Annotated in this window: 18 protein-coding genes; 10 read left to right on the top strand and 8 right to left on the bottom strand. The window is 61.2% G+C overall.

All coding sequences use genetic code 11. From position 1 onward, the window contains the following. Nucleotides 1-820 precede the first annotated feature (820 nt). The 5 genes from rluB to OH720_RS07735 form a co-directional block, all read right to left on the bottom strand. A complete protein-coding gene (gene rluB, locus OH720_RS07755) occupies nt 821-2,041 on the bottom strand; it encodes a 23S rRNA pseudouridine(2605) synthase RluB (RefSeq protein ID WP_272605130.1) in 1,221 nt (406 codons plus the stop codon). Nucleotides 2,042-2,329: 288 nt separating this feature from the next. Then, nucleotides 2,330-3,301, bottom strand: coding sequence for an SMC-Scp complex subunit ScpB (gene scpB, locus OH720_RS07750; RefSeq protein ID WP_272605129.1), 972 nt, complete (start codon nt 3,299-3,301; stop codon nt 2,330-2,332). An 11-nt stretch (nt 3,302-3,312) separates the two neighbouring features. Next, nucleotides 3,313-4,011 carry a segregation and condensation protein A gene (locus tag OH720_RS07745; RefSeq protein WP_272606413.1) on the bottom strand — a complete coding sequence of 233 codons (699 nt, stop codon included), beginning with the start codon at nt 4,009-4,011 and terminating at the stop codon, nt 3,313-3,315. Between the two features lie 120 nt (nt 4,012-4,131). Then, nucleotides 4,132-4,761: an L-threonylcarbamoyladenylate synthase gene (locus OH720_RS07740; protein WP_272605128.1), complete on the bottom strand. Its 630-nt coding sequence runs from the start codon at nt 4,759-4,761 to the stop codon at nt 4,132-4,134. A 13-nt stretch (nt 4,762-4,774) separates the two neighbouring features. Beyond that, nucleotides 4,775-5,638, bottom strand: a complete 864-nt coding sequence (locus OH720_RS07735) for a PHP domain-containing protein (RefSeq protein ID WP_008055520.1) — start codon at nt 5,636-5,638, stop codon at nt 4,775-4,777. An 87-nt stretch (nt 5,639-5,725) separates the two neighbouring features. Between OH720_RS07735 and OH720_RS07730 the strand changes: the two genes are divergently transcribed. From OH720_RS07730 to OH720_RS07705, 6 genes are all read left to right on the top strand, one after another. After that, nucleotides 5,726-6,322 (top strand): septation protein A, encoded by a 597-nt coding sequence (locus OH720_RS07730; RefSeq protein WP_008055521.1) that lies wholly within the window; start codon nt 5,726-5,728, stop codon nt 6,320-6,322. Nucleotide 6,323: 1 nt separating this feature from the next. Further along, nucleotides 6,324-6,623, top strand: coding sequence for a YciI family protein (locus tag OH720_RS07725; RefSeq protein WP_007984134.1), 300 nt, complete (start codon nt 6,324-6,326; stop codon nt 6,621-6,623). 110 nt (nt 6,624-6,733) lie between these two features. Then, nucleotides 6,734-7,147, top strand: a complete 414-nt coding sequence (locus OH720_RS07720; protein ID WP_008055525.1) for a hypothetical protein — start codon at nt 6,734-6,736, stop codon at nt 7,145-7,147. 7 nt (nt 7,148-7,154) lie between these two features. Continuing rightward, entirely contained in the window at nt 7,155-7,832 is a 678-nt protein-coding gene (locus OH720_RS07715; RefSeq protein ID WP_008055526.1) for a response regulator transcription factor, read from the top strand. A gap of 146 nt (nt 7,833-7,978) precedes the next feature. Then, nucleotides 7,979-8,425: a Spy/CpxP family protein refolding chaperone gene (locus OH720_RS07710; protein WP_180202874.1), complete on the top strand. Its 447-nt coding sequence runs from the start codon at nt 7,979-7,981 to the stop codon at nt 8,423-8,425. Between the two features lie 190 nt (nt 8,426-8,615). Next, nucleotides 8,616-9,959: a sensor histidine kinase gene (locus tag OH720_RS07705; RefSeq protein WP_272605127.1), complete on the top strand. Its 1,344-nt coding sequence runs from the start codon at nt 8,616-8,618 to the stop codon at nt 9,957-9,959. Between the two features lie 108 nt (nt 9,960-10,067). Here OH720_RS07705 and OH720_RS07700 read toward each other — a convergent pair whose 3' ends face one another. Beyond that, nucleotides 10,068-10,634 carry an NAD(P)H nitroreductase gene (locus OH720_RS07700; protein ID WP_272605126.1) on the bottom strand — a complete coding sequence of 189 codons (567 nt, stop codon included), beginning with the start codon at nt 10,632-10,634 and terminating at the stop codon, nt 10,068-10,070. Between the two features lie 119 nt (nt 10,635-10,753). Here OH720_RS07700 and OH720_RS07695 point away from each other — a divergent pair, with 119 nt between their 5' ends. Then, nucleotides 10,754-12,208 carry a TrkH family potassium uptake protein gene (locus OH720_RS07695; protein ID WP_272605125.1) on the top strand — a complete coding sequence of 485 codons (1,455 nt, stop codon included), beginning with the start codon at nt 10,754-10,756 and terminating at the stop codon, nt 12,206-12,208. Here OH720_RS07695 and OH720_RS07690 read toward each other — a convergent pair. Beyond that, nucleotides 12,165-13,226: an AraC family transcriptional regulator gene (locus OH720_RS07690; RefSeq protein ID WP_202949496.1), complete on the bottom strand. Its 1,062-nt coding sequence runs from the start codon at nt 13,224-13,226 to the stop codon at nt 12,165-12,167. The genes OH720_RS07695 and OH720_RS07690 overlap by 44 nt on opposite strands. 161 nt (nt 13,227-13,387) lie before the next feature. Between OH720_RS07690 and OH720_RS07685 the strand changes: the two genes are divergently transcribed. Continuing rightward, nucleotides 13,388-13,699: a DUF962 domain-containing protein gene (locus tag OH720_RS07685; RefSeq protein ID WP_034146218.1), complete on the top strand. Its 312-nt coding sequence runs from the start codon at nt 13,388-13,390 to the stop codon at nt 13,697-13,699. An 18-nt stretch (nt 13,700-13,717) separates the two neighbouring features. After that, on the top strand, nt 13,718-14,308 hold the full coding sequence (locus OH720_RS07680) for an HD domain-containing protein (RefSeq protein ID WP_272605124.1): 591 nt from the start codon (nt 13,718-13,720) through the stop codon (nt 14,306-14,308). A 94-nt stretch (nt 14,309-14,402) separates the two neighbouring features. Here the strand turns inward: OH720_RS07680 and OH720_RS07675 are convergent, their stop codons facing one another. Next, on the bottom strand, nt 14,403-15,218 hold the full coding sequence (locus OH720_RS07675; RefSeq protein WP_272605123.1) for a UDP-2,3-diacylglucosamine diphosphatase: 816 nt from the start codon (nt 15,216-15,218) through the stop codon (nt 14,403-14,405). 159 nt (nt 15,219-15,377) lie between these two features. On the opposite strand from OH720_RS07675, the gene OH720_RS07670 reads away from it, so the two are divergent. Further along, entirely contained in the window at nt 15,378-16,136 is a 759-nt protein-coding gene (locus OH720_RS07670) for a helix-turn-helix transcriptional regulator (RefSeq protein ID WP_272605122.1), read from the top strand. Nucleotides 16,137-16,146: the final 10 nt, after the last annotated feature.

Below are 16,146 nucleotides of genomic sequence, written 5' to 3'. Positions count from 1 at the left end.
TGCTACTCAGAAGGACGTTAAGCAGCGTCGATCAAACCCCAGCGCAGGCACCAGGAGTTCAGCGTATTTACAACGGTCATGCGTCACCTGTTTGTTTTTATCTGTGACGAAATCGAACCCGACACGCTTGTGGCGCGGCGGAGTGAACAAGGCGGATAGCCTTGAGGTTTGCGCAGATGCGCAGGAGGTCACAGGTAAAACGCGGCGCATTGTACACCTGTAACCCCCTGCTGCCAGACCCCGCTGGATCAGCGTGTCGGTAACCGGGATTGCATGTGTCCACCCCGAAGCGATCGGGCGGCGGCAAAAAGGTGGTCAGACCTTTGCAGGTCTCGGACGGGGACAGCGGAAAAACCGGCCCGCGATGGGAGCTGGAAACGGATTGCGGCGGTCATTGCGCCTCCTTTTTGTTATGCACCTGCACGACAGGCATGGGGCGCATGACACCTTGCATGGGGTGGGGAAACAAGCGGGATAGAGGGGCGGGAGGAGGACAGAAGACAATCAGGCGTAAAAATTTTCTTACGGGATCAAGGGGGCGGCGATTTCATGGGTTTAATCCGTGGATTTCGTCATGAATTCTTTACAGTGTGTAATTTTGGTTTTCCACTTTGGAGATCCCGGTACCGCGACTGACGCCTTCGCGGGCAAGCCCGCTCCTACAGGGTTAATGGGTGAACGCAAAATTTTGGCTTGCCACAAATCACTGTGGGAGCGGGCTTGCCCGCGAAGAGCCCCTTGAAAACAACCCATCGCTAAAGCCAGACCCCAAAAAAAACGCCAACCCGAAGGTTGGCGTTTTTCATAAAGCGCTTACCGATTACTCAGGCTTACGACGACCAAACCCCGGACGCTGGCCAGAACCCGCCGGCGCGCCACGGCGCTTGCCCGACGGTTTGTCACCGTCGACCAGGCTGATACCAGGACGCTTCGACGCCGGCTTGGCCGGGCGCTTGCTGTCGACCGGACGATCGGCTACCGGCGTACCACGACCTTCACCGCGCTCGGTACGGCCATTGGCCGGACGTGGCGTGCGTGGACCGCGCTCGCCGTCCTGACGGGCGGCTGGCTTGCGTGCTGGACGCTCGCCTTCGATCTGAGGCTCGCGGCTGGCACGAGGCGCAGCAGGTGCAGTGGCTGCGCCAGTGGCTGGACGCAGGGTACGTACGCGCTCGGTCTTGGCCATTGGACGCGACGATTTACGCTGCATCCGATCGAGCTTGTCTTTGCTCTTGGCGTTCATCTGCGGCATCGCCACCGGGGTCAGGCCAACTTCGGCACTGAGGATGTCGACTTCGTACTGGCTCATTTCGCGCCAGCGACCCATCGGCAGGTCCGAATTGAGGAACACCGGACCGAAACGCACGCGCTTCAGACGGCTAACCACCAGGCCCTGGGATTCCCACAGGCGACGTACTTCGCGGTTGCGACCTTCCATCACCACGCAGTGGTACCAGTGGTTGAAACCTTCACCGCCCGGCGCCTGCTTGATATCGGTGAACTTGGCCGGGCCGTCTTCGAGGACCACGCCGGCTTTCAGGCGCTCGATCATCTCGTCGTCGACTTCGCCACGCACACGTACCGCGTATTCACGGTCCATTTCGTAGGAAGGGTGCATCAGGCGGTTGGCCAGCTCACCGTCGGTGGTGAACATCAGCAGGCCAGTGGTGTTGATGTCCAGGCGGCCGATGTTGATCCAGCGACCTTCTTTCGGGCGCGGCATCTTGTCGAACACGGTCGGACGGCCTTCCGGGTCAACGCGGGTGCAGATTTCGCCATCGGGCTTGTTGTACATGATCACGCGGCGGACCGACTCGGCGGCCTCTTCACGCTTGATCACCTTGCCATCAATGGTGATGGCGTCGTGCATGTCGACGCGCTGGCCAAGGGTGGCGTCTTTGCCATTGACCTTGATCCGGCCGTGGCTGATCCAGGCTTCCACGTCACGGCGCGAGCCGACGCCGATACGGGCGAGGACTTTCTGCAGTTTTTCGCCTGCTGGGCCGATTTCCTGGTCGTCTTTCTGGTCTTTGATACTCATCTGGGCACCTCCCGGTGTGTTCTGAAAACTGGGTACTTTGGCGAAGGGATCGCCGAAGGGTCGCGAATCATACGCGCATGCGGGCGTTTGCGCATCAGAGAGTAGCTGATCAAGGCAAGGTTACTGGTTTTTCCGCCGACCGGTGATCTCGATGGTTTGTCACACAACCCTGTGGGAGCGGGCTTGCCCGCGATTGCGGTGGATCAGCTGGCAATGATGTCGACTGACACGCCCTCATGGGGGGCAAGCCCGCTCCCACAGGTTTTTTGGTCGGTACAGGGCTTGTTGTCAGTCTCCGAATTCGCGGCGTTCGGCTTCGATGGCTTCGGCAAGGGCCAGGGCTTCGGCTTCTTCGTCGGACAACTGCGGCTCGGGTTTCGGCTGTTCCAGCGCAGCAACGGCGGCCAGCAGTTTTTCACGGGCCTCGGCAACACCGAGGATGTCGTCTTCCTGCTCGGGTTCAATTTCCGGTTCAGGTGCGATCTGCAAAACTTCAGCTTCCGGTTCGATGTCGGGCTGCTGCGGATCAATCCCCGGTACCTCCCCGTCACGCAACAAATCATCGAAATCCGTCTTGATCCCCTCCTCCATGCTGTCCAGCTCCAGCAACAGCGTATGGAAACTGGTCTCTTCCTTGGGCTCTTCCGGCTCGGCGCTGGCGTCGGCCAGTTCCTGCAGCCCCGCGGGCACTGGCGCGTCGTCGAAATCGAGCACCGGATCCGGCTCCAGTTCGCGCACTTCGGCCAGTGGCGGCAGGTCATCGAGGTTCTTCAGGTTGAAGTGATCGAGAAACGCCTTGGTGGTGGCGAACATCGCCGGTTTGCCCGGCACGTCGCGGTAACCGACGATGCGGATCCACTCGCGCTCCATCAGGGTCTTGACGATCTGGCTGTTGACCGCCACGCCCCGCACATCCTCGATCTCGCCCCGGGTGATCGGTTGACGATAGGCGATCAGGGCAATGGTTTCGAGCATGGCGCGCGAGTAACGCTGCGGCCGCTCTTCCCATAGACGCCCGACCCACGGCGAAAATTTTTCACGGATTTGCAGGCGATAGCCCGAAGCCACCTCCTTCAACTCGTATGCACGGCCATCGCAGGACTTGCCCAGGATAGTCAGGGCTTTCTTGAAGACCGCCGGCTCCGGGCGCTCGGCCTCTTCGAAGAGCTCGAACAGGCGCTCCAGGGATTGCGGTTTTCCGGAGGCCAACAGAAAGGCTTCGAGCAATGGCGCCAGCTCGCGGGGTTCACTCAGGTTCATGATTGGACTCGTTATTCGGCTCGTGCTCGGACGTGGATCGCGGCGAACGGCTCATTCTGCACCAGCTCGACCAAGGATTCCTTGACCAGTTCGAGGATCGCCATGAAGGTCACGACAACCCCCAGGCGCCCTTCCTCGGCGGTGAACAGCTCGACAAAGGGCACGAAACCGCCGCCCTTGAGCCGTTCCAGCACGTCGCTCATGCGTTCGCGGGTAGACAGCGCCTCGCGGCTGACCTGATGGCTTTCGAACATGTCGCCGCGGCGCAGCACCTCGGCCATGGACAGCAACAGCTCGGACAAACGCACGTCCGGCAACAGTTTGCGCGCCCGCGCTTCCGGGGCATCGAGCTTGGGCACCACCACGTCGCGACCGACCCGGCTGAGGCCGTCGATGCCTTCGGCGGCGGCCTTGAAGCGCTCGTATTCCTGCAAGCGGCGGATCAGTTCGGCGCGCGGGTCTTCTTCCTCTTCGTCGACGGTTTCGGCCCGCGGCAGCAACATCCGCGACTTGATCTCGGCCAACATCGCGGCCATCACCAGGTATTCGGCGGCCAGCTCCAGGCGCACCGACTGCATCAATTCGACATAACCCATGTACTGGCGGGTGATTTCCGCCACCGGGATGTCGAGGATGTTGATGTTCTGTTTGCGGATCAGGTACAGCAGCAGGTCGAGCGGGCCTTCGAAGGCTTCGAGAAAGACTTCCAGCGCATCCGGCGGGATGTACAGGTCCAGCGGCATTTCCATGACCGCCTGGCCATAGACCATGGCGAAAGGCAGCTCTTGCTGGGCGCCAGCCTGACTGTCAACGGGTTCTACTGCAGACATCTAGGCCTCGACCATGAACGGCGCAGGATCGCCGCAACCGACACGGATCACTTCCGGCTCGCCATCGGCGAGGTTGATCACGGTGGACGCCTTGATCCCGCCGAAACCGCCATCGATGATCAGGTCCACCTGATGCTCGAGCAACTGGCGCATCTCGTACGGATCGGTCATCGGATCCTCATCGCCCGGCATGATCAGCGTCACGCTCATCAGCGGTTCGCCCAGCTCTTCCAGCAGCGCCAGGGCAATCGGATGGCTCGGCACCCGCAGGCCGATGGTGCGCTTCTTCGGATGCAACAGCAGGCGCGGGACTTCGCGCGTGGCATTGAGGATAAAGGTGTAGGGCCCCGGAAGATGGGCCTTGAGCAGGCGGAAGGTGCCCGTATCGATCTTGGCGAACAGCCCCAATTGTGACAGATCGCTGCAGATCAGCGCAAAGTTGTGCTTTTCGTCGAGCTGACGCAGACGCCGAACGCGTTCCACTGCGACCTTGTCGCCGATCTGGCAACCGATTGCGTAGGAGGAGTCCGTGGGATAAATCACCACCCCGCCCTTGCGGATGATCTCGACAGCCTGCTTGATCAGGCGCGCCTGCGGGTTTTCCGGATGAATCTGGAAAAATTGACTCACATTCTCTACCTGTTCAGACGGCGGCAATAATTGGGTCATGTTTGAATCGACACCACAGTGGTGGCAGATCCTCCGGGAGCGGGCGGTATTCACCGATCTCGGACCAGCCTCCAGGGCCATGAAAATCACTGCCGGCGCTGACCAGCAGACCGAACTCGCGGGCCAAAATCGCGAGACTGCCCACTTGCTCGGCAGGCTGATGGCCATTGACCACCTCAATCGCGTGGCCCCCTGCTTGAATATAGTCGGCAATCAGGCGGCGGCGCTTGCTGCGAGTGAATTCGTAGTGACAGGGATGGGCCAGGCTGACCCAGGCCTTGGCCGCGCGCAGGGTTTCGACGGTGTCTTCCAGGGTCGGCCAGTGCTGCTTGACGTCTCCCAGCTTGCCGGCACCCAGCCATTTGCGAAACGCTTCGGCGCGATCCTTGACGAAACCTTCGCGCACCATCCAGTCGGCAAAGTGCGGGCGGGCCGGTGCGTTGCCGCTGTCACCCAGGGTCTGCTGGATTTCCCGGGCGCCTTCGAGCGCACCTGGCATACCCTTGAGCGCCAGTTTACGGCTGATTTCCTCGGAACGTAGCCAGCGACCATCGCGCAACTTGGCAATAGCCTCGACCAACGGTGCGGCATTGACGTCGAAACCGTAGCCCAGCACGTGAATGGTCGCGCCACCCCAGGTGCAGGACAACTCGACGCCGTTGACCAGTTGCATCCCCAGCGCATTCGCGGCGTGGCGGGCCTCGTCGAGGCCTTCCAGGGTGTCGTGATCGGTCAAGGCCAGGACCTGCACGCCTTTCTCGAACGCACGCGCGACCAGGACAGCAGGCGCCAGGGCGCCATCGGAGGCCGTGCTATGGCAGTGCAGATCAACATTCACAGGGCTTTGTAACCTCAAATCAGCTGGCGCTATCGCGCGCCCATATGTTTGTTATTATGCCGCCACATCCTGCTTCTGGCTGCCACTGTGAAACAATTCATCGATTTCATCCCGCTCCTGCTGTTTTTCATCGTCTTCAAAATCGATCCACGGGTCGTCGACATTGCTGGCCACGAGGTCACTGTAGGCGGTATCTACAGCGCCACCGCGATGCTGATCATCAGCTCCCTGGTGGTCTACGGCACGCTGTTCATCAAACAGCGCAAGCTGGAGAAGAGCCAGTGGCTGACCCTCATCGCTTGCCTGGTCTTCGGCAGCCTGACCCTGGCTTTCCACAGCGAGACCTTCCTGAAATGGAAAGCCCCGGTGGTCAACTGGCTGTTCGCCCTGGCCTTTATCGGCAGCCACTTCATCGGTGACCAACTGCTGATCAAGCGCATCATGGGCCACGCACTGAGCCTGCCGGAGCCGGTCTGGACGCGCCTGAACATCGCCTGGATCGCGTTTTTCCTGTTTTGCGGCGCCGCCAACCTGTTCGTCGCGTTCACCTTCCAGAGCTACTGGGTCGACTTCAAGGTCTTCGGCAGCCTGGGCATGACTTTGCTGTTCCTGGTCGGCCAGGGTATCTACCTGTCCCGCCACCTGCACGACGCCGATACCACAACGCCGAAAACCGAGGACTGACATGCTTTACGCAATCATTGCCACAGACGTCGCCAACTCCCTGGAAGCCCGCCTGGCCGCACGGCCTGCACACCTGGAGCGCCTGCAAGTGCTCAAGGGCGAAGGCCGCATCGTATTGGCCGGCCCGCATCCGGCGGTCGACAGCAATGATCCGGGGGCAGCGGGTTTCACCGGCAGCCTGATCGTCGCCGAATTCGACTCCCTGAGCGCCGCACAGGCCTGGGCCGATGCCGATCCGTACATCGCCGCAGGCGTCTACGCCAACGTCTTGGTCAAGCCTTTCAAGCAAGTACTGCCGTAACCTCCCTCTGCGCGGTGAACCTTATCGGTTCATCGCGTTCTCAATCGCTCATTATTCTCGTTCGCCTGCCGACAAACTCCCCAATATCCGTATTGGAATCAGGAGTCGCGATGCGCAAAGGTCCGTTGTGTCTGATGTTGGTCACGTTGTCGATCGTGGCGCCCGCCCACGGTGAAGAAGCCGCCGAGGGCGCGAACTCCACGCCGCTGTCCTTGAGCGCCGGCAGCCAGATCAACGAACTGCAGCAACGCTTGAAGGAAAGCGAACGACAACGAGAAGAACTGAGCAAACAATTGAACGCTGCCGATGGCGAACGCGAGAGCGCCCAGCTGGTTCGCTTGCGCCAGGAGAATCAGCGACTCAAGCTGCAACTTCGCGAAGCGCAGGCTGGCAGTTCGATCCCGCGCTGGTTGACCGATCAGCAACAGTGGTTCGTCGTTGGCGCCGGGGTGGCGCTATTGGCCCTGCTCTGCGGTATCTTCGCCAGTGGGGCAAGTCGAAAACGTCGACAATGGCTAAATTGAGTGATCCATGAGCGAGTTGTTACTGATTGATGATGACCAGGAGCTGTGCGAGCTCCTGGGCAGCTGGCTGAGCCAGGAAGGGTTTCAGGTGCGTGCCTGTCACGATGGCCAGAGCGCCCGTCGCGCGCTGGCCGAAACTTCCCCGGCGGCCGTGGTGCTGGACGTGATGTTGCCGGATGGCAGTGGCCTGGAACTGCTCAAGCAGCTGCGCAGCGATCACCCGGACTTGCCGGTGCTGATGCTTTCAGCCCGCGGCGAACCCCTGGACCGCATCCTCGGCCTGGAGCTCGGCGCCGACGACTACCTGGCCAAACCCTGCGACCCACGGGAACTGACAGCCCGCCTGCGCGCGGTGTTGCGCCGCAGCCATCCGGCGGCGGTGTCCAGCCAGATGGAACTGGGCGATCTGTGCTTCAGCCCGGTGCGCGGCGTGGTCAGCATCGATGAACAGGAGTTCACCCTGACGGTATCCGAAAGCCGCCTGCTCGAAGCCCTGCTCAAACAGCCCGGCGAGCCGCTGGATAAACAGGAACTGGCGCAAATCGCCCTCGGCCGCAAGCTGACCCTGTACGACCGCAGCCTCGACATGCACGTCAGCAACCTGCGCAAAAAGATCGGCCCGCATCCCGATGGCCGCCCGCGCATCGTGGCGCTGCGTAGCCGTGGTTATTACTACAGCCTCTGAACGCGAACCTCACTCCTGTGATGTTTGTCAGGTTGTCGGCAATCCGTCTTTACCCAAGCTTTACGTAGCGCTGACCGCCGCTGACCTTGAACTCGGTAATCTGCACACATCCGGAACGTACCGGGAATGAGACAAGGAGATTCACCATGCGCAAGACTCTTATCGCTCTGATGTTCGCCGCCGCCCTGCCGACCGTTGCCATGGCCATGCCTGAAGGCGCAGGCCCGAGCGGCCCGATGGACGGTTCGCGCCACGGCGGTCAGATGCACGGCATGCACGGTAAAGGCCCGTACAGCCAGCTGGACCTGAGCCGCGAGCAGCGCGAGCAGATCCGCAAGATCATGGGCGAGCAGATGCATGAGCGTAAGCAAGTGGTCGACAAGTACCTGGAAAAACTCTCGCCAGCCGACCAGAAAGCCATGAAAGATGAAATGGCCGCCAACCACAAGAAAGCCGAGGCCGACGTACGTGCCTTGCTGAAACCGGATCAACAGAAGAAATTCGACGAGATCCAGAAAAAACAGGCTGAACGTCGCGCCGAGTGGGCCGAATTCAAGGCCTGGAAAGCGCAACAGGCGCAAAAAGCGCAATAATGCGCTAAACCCGAGACCCAACGGTTCAGGACCGTTGGGTCTGACGCTTTTGATCTACTGTAGGAGCGAGCCTGCTCGCGATGGACGTATGGACAACACGGGCTGCCTGATACCCCGCGTTATCGTTGACGTCCATCGCGAGCAGGCTCGCTCCTACAATGGGATTTTGTGTTTGTTTTGAGGATTTTCTGTGCGCTCATTGTTCTGGCGGATCCTGGCCAGCTTCTGGCTGGCCATCGCCCTGGTTGCCGGGCTCTCCATTCTACTGGGGCACATGCTCAACCAGGATGCGTGGATTCTCAGCCGCCACCCAGGCCTCAATACCCTGGCCGAGCAATGGACGCAGACTTACGAATCCCAGGGTGAGGACGCCGCGCAGGACCTTCTGCAGGAGCGTAAACACCAGTACCACATCGACGTCCAGGTGCTCAACGAAAGCGGCGACCCCGTGGTGCGCGGTACCTTCCCGCGCCGCGCGGCGGCCTTCGAGGCGCGGCAGAACAACGATGACCGGCGCCTGCCATGGCGGCGCCTGACCGATGAGTTCACCAGCGAAAAAAGCGGTGACACTTACCTGTTCATCTACCGCATTCCACACCCGGAACTCGACGCCTGGCACCGTGAAAGCCTGCTCTGGCCTTTGAGTGCGCTGGGCATCGCGTTGGTGGTGCTGACCCTGTTCAGCCTGCTGGTGACCTTTTCCATCACCCGCCCGCTTAGCCGTTTGCGCGGCGCGGTGCATGACCTGGGACAAACCACCTACCAACAGAACAGCCTGGTCAAACTGGCCAACCGCCGCGACGAATTCGGCGTGCTGGCCAACGACTTCAATCGCATGGGCGCGCGCCTGCAAAGCCTGATCGGCAGTCAGCGACAATTGCTGCGCGATGTGTCCCACGAACTACGCTCGCCCCTCGCTCGCCTGCGCATTGCGCTGGCACTGGCCGAGCGAGCCACGCCTCAGGAGCGGGAAAAGCTCTGGCCGCGCCTGACCCGCGAATGCGACCGTCTCGAAGCGTTGATCAGCGAAATCCTCGTGCTGGCACGGGTCGACGCCGATAACGCCAGTGCCGAAGACGTGGATCTCAACGCCCTGCTCAATACGTTGCAAAAGGATGCGCAACTGGGTTCACCCGATCAACTCGTGCACCTTGAAGCCGAGTCGCAGCTGACCCTCAAGGGTTGGCCAACCATGATCGAACGCGCCGTGGACAATCTGCTGCGCAACGCCCAGCGCTTCAACCCCGTGGGCGGCCTGCCGATTGAAATGCAGGCGTTGCGTCAAGGGGAACGGATAGTGGTGACCGTACGTGACCATGGGCCGGGGGCGGACGCTGAACATTTGAGCCAGCTGGGTGAGCCGTTCTATCGTGCGCCCGGGCAGACGGCGGCCGGGCATGGCCTGGGACTGGCAATTGCGCGGCGGGCGGCGGAACGGCATGGCGGGAGCCTGGTGCTGGCCAATCATCCTGAGGGTGGATTCATTGCCAGCCTGGAGTTTCCGCTGGTGCCGGGGGCCGTCGTCCAACCCTGAACCACTGTGGGAGCGAGCCTGCTCGCGAAGGCGGCAGCACATTCAACTTCGTAGTGAATGAACGACCGCTTTCGCGAGCAGGCTCGCTCCCACATTTGATCAGTGGTGTCAGGCTTTACCGGGCCAGGCGCTGACAAACTCGGCCAGGTCAACCTTCTCCGCAACGCGTGGTTCCTTCAGCGGTGTGCCGAGGTACAGGAAGGCAATCACCTCTTCGCCCTCTGCCAGGCCCAAGCCCTTGGCCACATGCGGCGAATAGGCCAGGTCACCGGTCCTCCAGACCGCGCCAATGCCTTGCGCATAGGCCGCCAGCAAAATCCCGTGGGCGGCACAACCCGCCGCCAGCAGCTGCTCGGACTTCGGATACTTGACGTGCTCTTGCACCCGCGCGATCACGACCACCACCAAGGGGGCCCGAAGCGGACCGTTACGCGCCTTGTCAATGGCTGCTTCGGTGACTTCAGCGTCCTGCAACTTCGCCGCTTCGGCCAGCAACTCGCCCATTTGCTCGCGCGCCACGCCTTCGACCGTCAGGAAACGCCAAGGCTGCAAATGGCCGTGATCCGGGGCGCGCATGGCCGCGCCAAACAGCACTTCGCGTTGTGCCTGGGTGGGTGCCGGTTCGACCAGGCGCGGGACGGAAACACGGTTGAGCAAAACGTCGAGAGCCTGCATCGGCCACCTCCAGAAAAAATTGTGCGGCTATTCTAGCTGTAACTACTGAGGCAGTGCGGTTTACATGCCCCGCCTCGCAGGTAGAATGGCGCCCTCCTTACTTCAGCCGAGCGGATTTCATGGCGTTGCCGACCTTACGTCTCATTGGATTCATCATCGGCATCTTCCTGATAACCCTGGCCATCGCCATGGTCGTGCCCATGGCCACGCTGGTGATCTTCGATCGCACCGGCGACCTGCCGTCGTTCCTCTGGGCCAGCATGATCACCTTTGTCGCCGGCCTCGCCATGGTCATTCCCGGGCGCCCCGAGCATGTGCACCTGCGGCCACGGGACATGTACCTGCTGACCGTCAGCAGTTGGCTGGTGGTGTGTATCTTCGCCGCGCTGCCCTTCCTGCTGACCCAGCACATCAGCTACACCGATTCGTTCTTCGAAAGCATGTCCGGGATCACCGCCACCGGTTCCACGGTGCTCAACCACCTGGACGACATGTCCCCCGGCATCCTGATGTGGCGCTCGCTGCTGCACTGGATCGGCGGTATCGGGTTTATCGGCATGGCGGTAGCGATCCTGCCGCTGCTGCGCATCGGTGGCATGCGGTTGTTCCAGACCGAGTCGTCGGACCGCTCCGAAAAAGTCATGCCCCGTTCACACATGGTGGCGCGCCTGATCGTGGCGGCCTATGTCGGCATCACCATTTTCGGCAGCCTGGCGTTCTGGTGGGCCGGGATGAGTCCGTTCGACGCGATCAACCATGCGATGTCGGCGATCTCCACCGGCGGTTTTTCCACCTCGGACCAGTCACTGGCCAAGTGGACGCAGCCGGCGGTGCATTGGGTGGCCATCGTCATCATGATTCTCGGCAGCCTGCCGTTCACCCTGTACGTGGCGACCCTGCGCGGTAATCGCAAGGCGTTGATCAAGGATCAGCAGGTTCAAGGCCTGCTCGGCATGTTGCTGGTGACCTGGCTGGTGCTCGGCACCTGGTACTGGTGGACCACCAAGCTGCATTGGCTCGAAGCGTTGCGGCATGTGGCGCTGAACGTGACGTCAGTGGTCACCACCACTGGTTTCGCGCTGGGGGACTACAGCCTGTGGGGAAATTTCTCGCTGATGCTGTTCTTCTATCTGGGCTTTGTCGGCGGCTGCTCCGGCTCGACCGCCGGCGGGATCAAGATTTTCCGCTTCCAGGTCGCCTACATCCTGCTCAAGGCCAACCTTAACCAGCTGATTCACCCGCGGGCGGTGATCAAGCAGAAGTACAACGGCCACCGCCTCGATGAAGAGATCGTGCGCTCGATCCTGACCTTTTCGTTCTTCTTCGCCATCACCATCTGCGTGATCGCGCTGTTGCTGTCGCTGCTCGGGGTGGACTGGATGACTGCCCTCACCGGCGCCGCCAGCACCGTGTCCGGCGTCGGCCCGGGGCTGGGCGAGACCATCGGCCCGGCCGGCAACTTCGCCTCGCTGCCGGACGCTGCCAAGTGGATTCTCTCGTTCGGCATGCTCCTGGGCCGACTGGAGATCATTACGGTGTTTGTGCTGTGTATTCCGGCGTTCTGGCGTCACTGACCGGCGCAGGCGTTCCCGTCAATCGCGCCCGGTACTCGCCGGGCGTGGTGTCGAACCAGCGGCGGAAGGCGCGGAAGAAATTGCTCGGATCAGCGAACCCCAGCAGGTAGGCAATTTCCAGCAGGGTCATGGTCGGTTGCGCCAGATACTGCTCGGCCAGCTCACGACGGGTGTCGTCGAGCAACGTCTGGAAGCTCGTACCCTCCTCCTGTAAACGCCGTTGCAAAGTGCGTTGCGACAGATGCAGCGTCTGCGCCACCGTATCGCGCTTGGGCTCGCCCTGTGGCAGCAATCGGCACAACACCTGCCGCGCCTTGTGCGTGACCCGGCTTTCGGAAAACCGCGCCAGGTATTCGCCGGCAAAGCGGTCATGCAACAACGCCATGGCCTCGTTGGCCGTCGGCAGCGGCGCTTCCATGTCTGCGCGTTCGAAAATCAGCGCATCGTAGGGCGCATTAAATACCAGCGGCGCATGGAAGGCTTGTTTGTAGGGCTCAAGATTGACCGGCTCATCGCCCTGCACCAGCACTTTGCGCGGGTGCAGCGTGCGCCCGGTCAGCCAGCCGCACAGCGCCAAGGCGCAAGCCAACGAGGCTTCGGCGCTTTGACGGGTGGGTGGCAAATGGTCGCCATGCACCGTCAGAATCAGCGCATAGCCCTCGTCCAGCAGGCGGAAGCTCAGGTCGGCGCTTTCGGCGATGATCCGCTGGTAACGCACCAGTCGCTTGAAACCCTCGGCCAGGGTCTGACTGGACATCAAGGCGTAGCCGGTCACATGAAATTGCGCCGGTCGCACCACCTTGCCCATGTTCAGGCCGATCGCCGGGTTGCCGGACAGGTCAACCGCCCGTTGCCACAGTCGTGTCATGGAATCTTGCGGGAAGCGCGCATCCGGATCATCCAGTGCCGCGTAGTCGAGCCCCAGCTGCTTGAACAGAACCCGGCAATCCAGGCCGTCCATTTCCAGTGCTTTGACAATCCCCATCGCCCAGCTTGCAGAAGTCGTTCGTTCGCTCATGGCGTTTACTGTCTTGGTGAGCCGTCTGTCGCGGCGAATTTTCCGAAGGATACTAAAGTGGCGCCCATTGTCACTGGCTGATGCCATTGATCACTCTAGACTCAAATAAGCTACCCGCCGAACAACTTGCAGCCAGAACAATAACCACAGAGATTGCAGTCGTGGAAAACATCAAGCGTTTCAACAGTTTCGCTGAGTTTTACCCGTACTACCTCAGCGAACACAGCAACAGTACCTGCCGACGATTGCACTTCATCGGCACGACGCTGGTCATTTTCATTCTGGCGTTGACCATCGGTCGGGGCGCCTGGATGTTGTTGTGGGTACTGCCGGTGGCGGGTTACAGCTTCGCCTGGGTCGGGCATTTTTTCTTTGAGAAGAACCGTCCTGCGACCTTTCAGCACCCTTTCTACAGCCTGCTCGGCGATTTCGTCATGTACCGCGACATGATCCTGGGACGCGTGCCGTTCTAGACCACCAGAGGATTGCCGATGAATGCCAGTGCCCGTTTTACCCACATGAAGGATGGTACGCAGGAGGACTGGGCGATCATTGCCGCGGACTTCAGCGCCTACGCGCGTCAATTGCCGATACGGATCGTCGCGCACCTGAAGCTGCTGGAAGGTGACTTCGGCGGTTTCCCCGTGGACCGCCTGACCCACTCGCTGCAAACCGCCACCCGCGCCTGGCGCGATGGCCGCGACGAAGAGTACGTGGTCTGCGCCCTGCTCCACGACATCGGCGACACCCTGGGCTCCTATAACCACCCGGACATCGCCGCCGCGATCCTCAAGCCTTTTGTCAGCGCCGAGAACCTGTGGATGGTGGAGAAACACGGGATTTTCCAGGGTTACTACTTCTTCCATCACCTGGGCATGGACCGGCACCTGCGCGAGCAGTTCAGCGACCATGCGCAGTATCAGGCAACCATCGAGTTCTGCGCGAAGTACGATGCGGCGGCCTTTGATCCGGCGTACGACACGCTTCCGCTGAGTTTTTTCGAACCGATGATGGAGCGCTTGTTTGCGCAGCCGAAGAACTCGATCTACAAGGCGGCGATGGAGGAGTATTCGCCAGCCTGAAGAATTAAGGGGACCGTTTCGCGGGCAAGCCTCGCTCCTACAGGTGCACAAACTCTGTAGGAGCGAGGCTTGCCCGCGAAGGCGTCGGACCTGCTTACGCTGGCTCTGCGACTTTGATGGCCCTCAACTGCGCCTCCCGCGCCTGGGCATCGGCCAACCGATACAACTCGATCGTGCCATCCCAATGCTCGATCAGCGCCGTGCACGACTCCACCCAGTCGCCGCAATTGAGGTAATCCACCTCGCCCACCTTGCGAATCTCGGCGTGGTGAATGTGCCCGCACACCACCCCATGCAACTCGCGCTTGACGCACTCATGGGCAATGGCCTCTTCAAAATCACTGATGAAACTGACCGCGGTCTTCACCTTGTGCTTGAGGTACGCCGACAGCGACCAATAGCCGTAGCCATAACGGGCGCGCCAGTGGTTGAGCCAGCGGTTGAGGGTCAGGGTGAATTCGTAGGCCGAGTCGCCGAGAAACGCCAGCCAGCGGTGATAGCGAGTGATCACGTCGAACTGGTCGCCGTGAATGACCAGCAAGTGCCGACCATCGGCAGTCACGTGCACCGCTTCGTCCACCAACTGGATGTTACCCAGGATCAGTTTCGAATAGCGGCGCAGGAACTCGTCATGGTTGCCGGTGACGTAGATCACCTCGGTGCCGCGCTTGCTCATGGTCAACAGGCGCCGGATCACATTGGTGTGCGCCTGAGGCCAGTACATGCCGCTGCGCAGTTTCCAGCCGTCGATGATATCGCCGACCAGGTAGATCTTGTCCGCGTGATAGCCCTTGAGAAACTGCGACAGGTGCTCGGCCTGGCAATCGCGCGTGCCCAGGTGCACGTCGGAAATCCACAAGGTGCGCACACGTTGCTTACGACTGGGTTTGGCGAGCTCGGCGCTGGTCATGGGCGACCCTCAGGACAAGTTTTGGCAAGCTTGACCCGGTCGGGTTAATGACCCGTGACAGCCGCAAGTCAGTCCTGTGACAGCGCGCACCAGCCGTGTCGGTGTAGACTGCGTCCTGACTCATCAACCCTGCAGTGAGAGCCAGTAAAGAGAGCCGTGATGAGACCGATCCTTACTCTGCGCCAGTACACCGAAGACCTGATCGTCCACAGTCACGAACACGCCCAACTGGTGTTCGGGCTGTCGGGTGCGCTGGATTTCGAAGTCGATGGGCGTGGCAGTCAGGTGGTCCAGCAAAGCTTCGTGGTGATTCCCTCCGGTTTTCACCATGCCTGCGGCAGCCCCAATGGCAGCCGTTGCCTTGTGCTGGACGTGCCCGGTGATCAATGGCTCGGCCAGTCCCTGGGCGATCATGCCGATGCCAGTCGACGCCTGCTCGACAATGCCGGGCGCTTGTCGCTGGATGCGGGACAGAGCCAATTGGTCGAGTGGCTGGCCAACAGCCAGGTCGATGACCCGGTGATTGCGCAACAGGGCGCGGTGCTGTTGCTGGCCAGTCTCAACAACGCCAGGCCCGACCCCGTCGGTGGCCGGCGCCTGCCCTACGCCGCCTTGAATGCGCACATTGACCAATACGCCGCCTACCCGTTGCAAGTCGCCGACCTGGCCCGCGTGGCCGGTCTTTCCAGCGCCCGGTTGCATGCACGGTTCGTGGCCGAATGCGGGCAGACACCGATGGATTACATCCGCAGCCGACGCCTGCACAAGGCGGTGGGGTTGCTGCGCAATTCAGCGCTGCCCATTGGCGAGATTGCCTGCCGGGTCGGCTACAGCTCCCAGAGCGCCTTTGCCGCCGCGGTGCTGCGCGAGTTCGGTGTATCGCCGGGTAAACTGCGACGCGAGGCTGGCGACAAATAACGCGAGGCTG

It is taken from the genome of Pseudomonas sp. WJP1 (assembly GCF_028471945.1).
Classification (GTDB): Bacteria; Pseudomonadota; Gammaproteobacteria; order Pseudomonadales; family Pseudomonadaceae; genus Aquipseudomonas.
The sequence above is the reverse complement of the archived record's forward strand: the minus strand, read 5'-3'. Positions and strand labels throughout refer to the sequence as shown.

Excerpts from the sequence above, each read along its gene's own strand:
- OH720_RS07700 (WP_272605126.1), bottom strand. The coding sequence starts at position 10,634 with ATGCAGGCTCTCGACGTTTTGCTCAACCGTGTTTCCGTCCCGCGCCTG.
- OH720_RS07675 (WP_272605123.1), bottom strand. The coding sequence starts at position 15,218 with ATGACCAGCGCCGAGCTCGCCAAACCCAGTCGTAAGCAACGTGTGCGC.
- OH720_RS07720 (WP_008055525.1), top strand. The coding sequence starts at position 6,734 with ATGCGCAAAGGTCCGTTGTGTCTGATGTTGGTCACGTTGTCGATCGTG.
- rluB (WP_272605130.1), bottom strand. The coding sequence starts at position 2,041 with ATGAGTATCAAAGACCAGAAAGACGACCAGGAAATCGGCCCAGCAGGC.
- OH720_RS07715 (WP_008055526.1), top strand. The coding sequence starts at position 7,155 with ATGAGCGAGTTGTTACTGATTGATGATGACCAGGAGCTGTGCGAGCTC.
- OH720_RS07670 (WP_272605122.1), top strand. The coding sequence starts at position 15,378 with ATGAGACCGATCCTTACTCTGCGCCAGTACACCGAAGACCTGATCGTC.
- OH720_RS07710 (WP_180202874.1), top strand. The coding sequence starts at position 7,979 with ATGCGCAAGACTCTTATCGCTCTGATGTTCGCCGCCGCCCTGCCGACC.
- OH720_RS07725 (WP_007984134.1), top strand. The coding sequence starts at position 6,324 with ATGCTTTACGCAATCATTGCCACAGACGTCGCCAACTCCCTGGAAGCC.
- OH720_RS07690 (WP_202949496.1), bottom strand. The coding sequence starts at position 13,226 with ATGAGCGAACGAACGACTTCTGCAAGCTGGGCGATGGGGATTGTCAAA.
- scpB (WP_272605129.1), bottom strand. The coding sequence starts at position 3,301 with ATGAACCTGAGTGAACCCCGCGAGCTGGCGCCATTGCTCGAAGCCTTT.
- OH720_RS07680 (WP_272605124.1), top strand. The coding sequence starts at position 13,718 with ATGAATGCCAGTGCCCGTTTTACCCACATGAAGGATGGTACGCAGGAG.
- OH720_RS07695 (WP_272605125.1), top strand. The coding sequence starts at position 10,754 with ATGGCGTTGCCGACCTTACGTCTCATTGGATTCATCATCGGCATCTTC.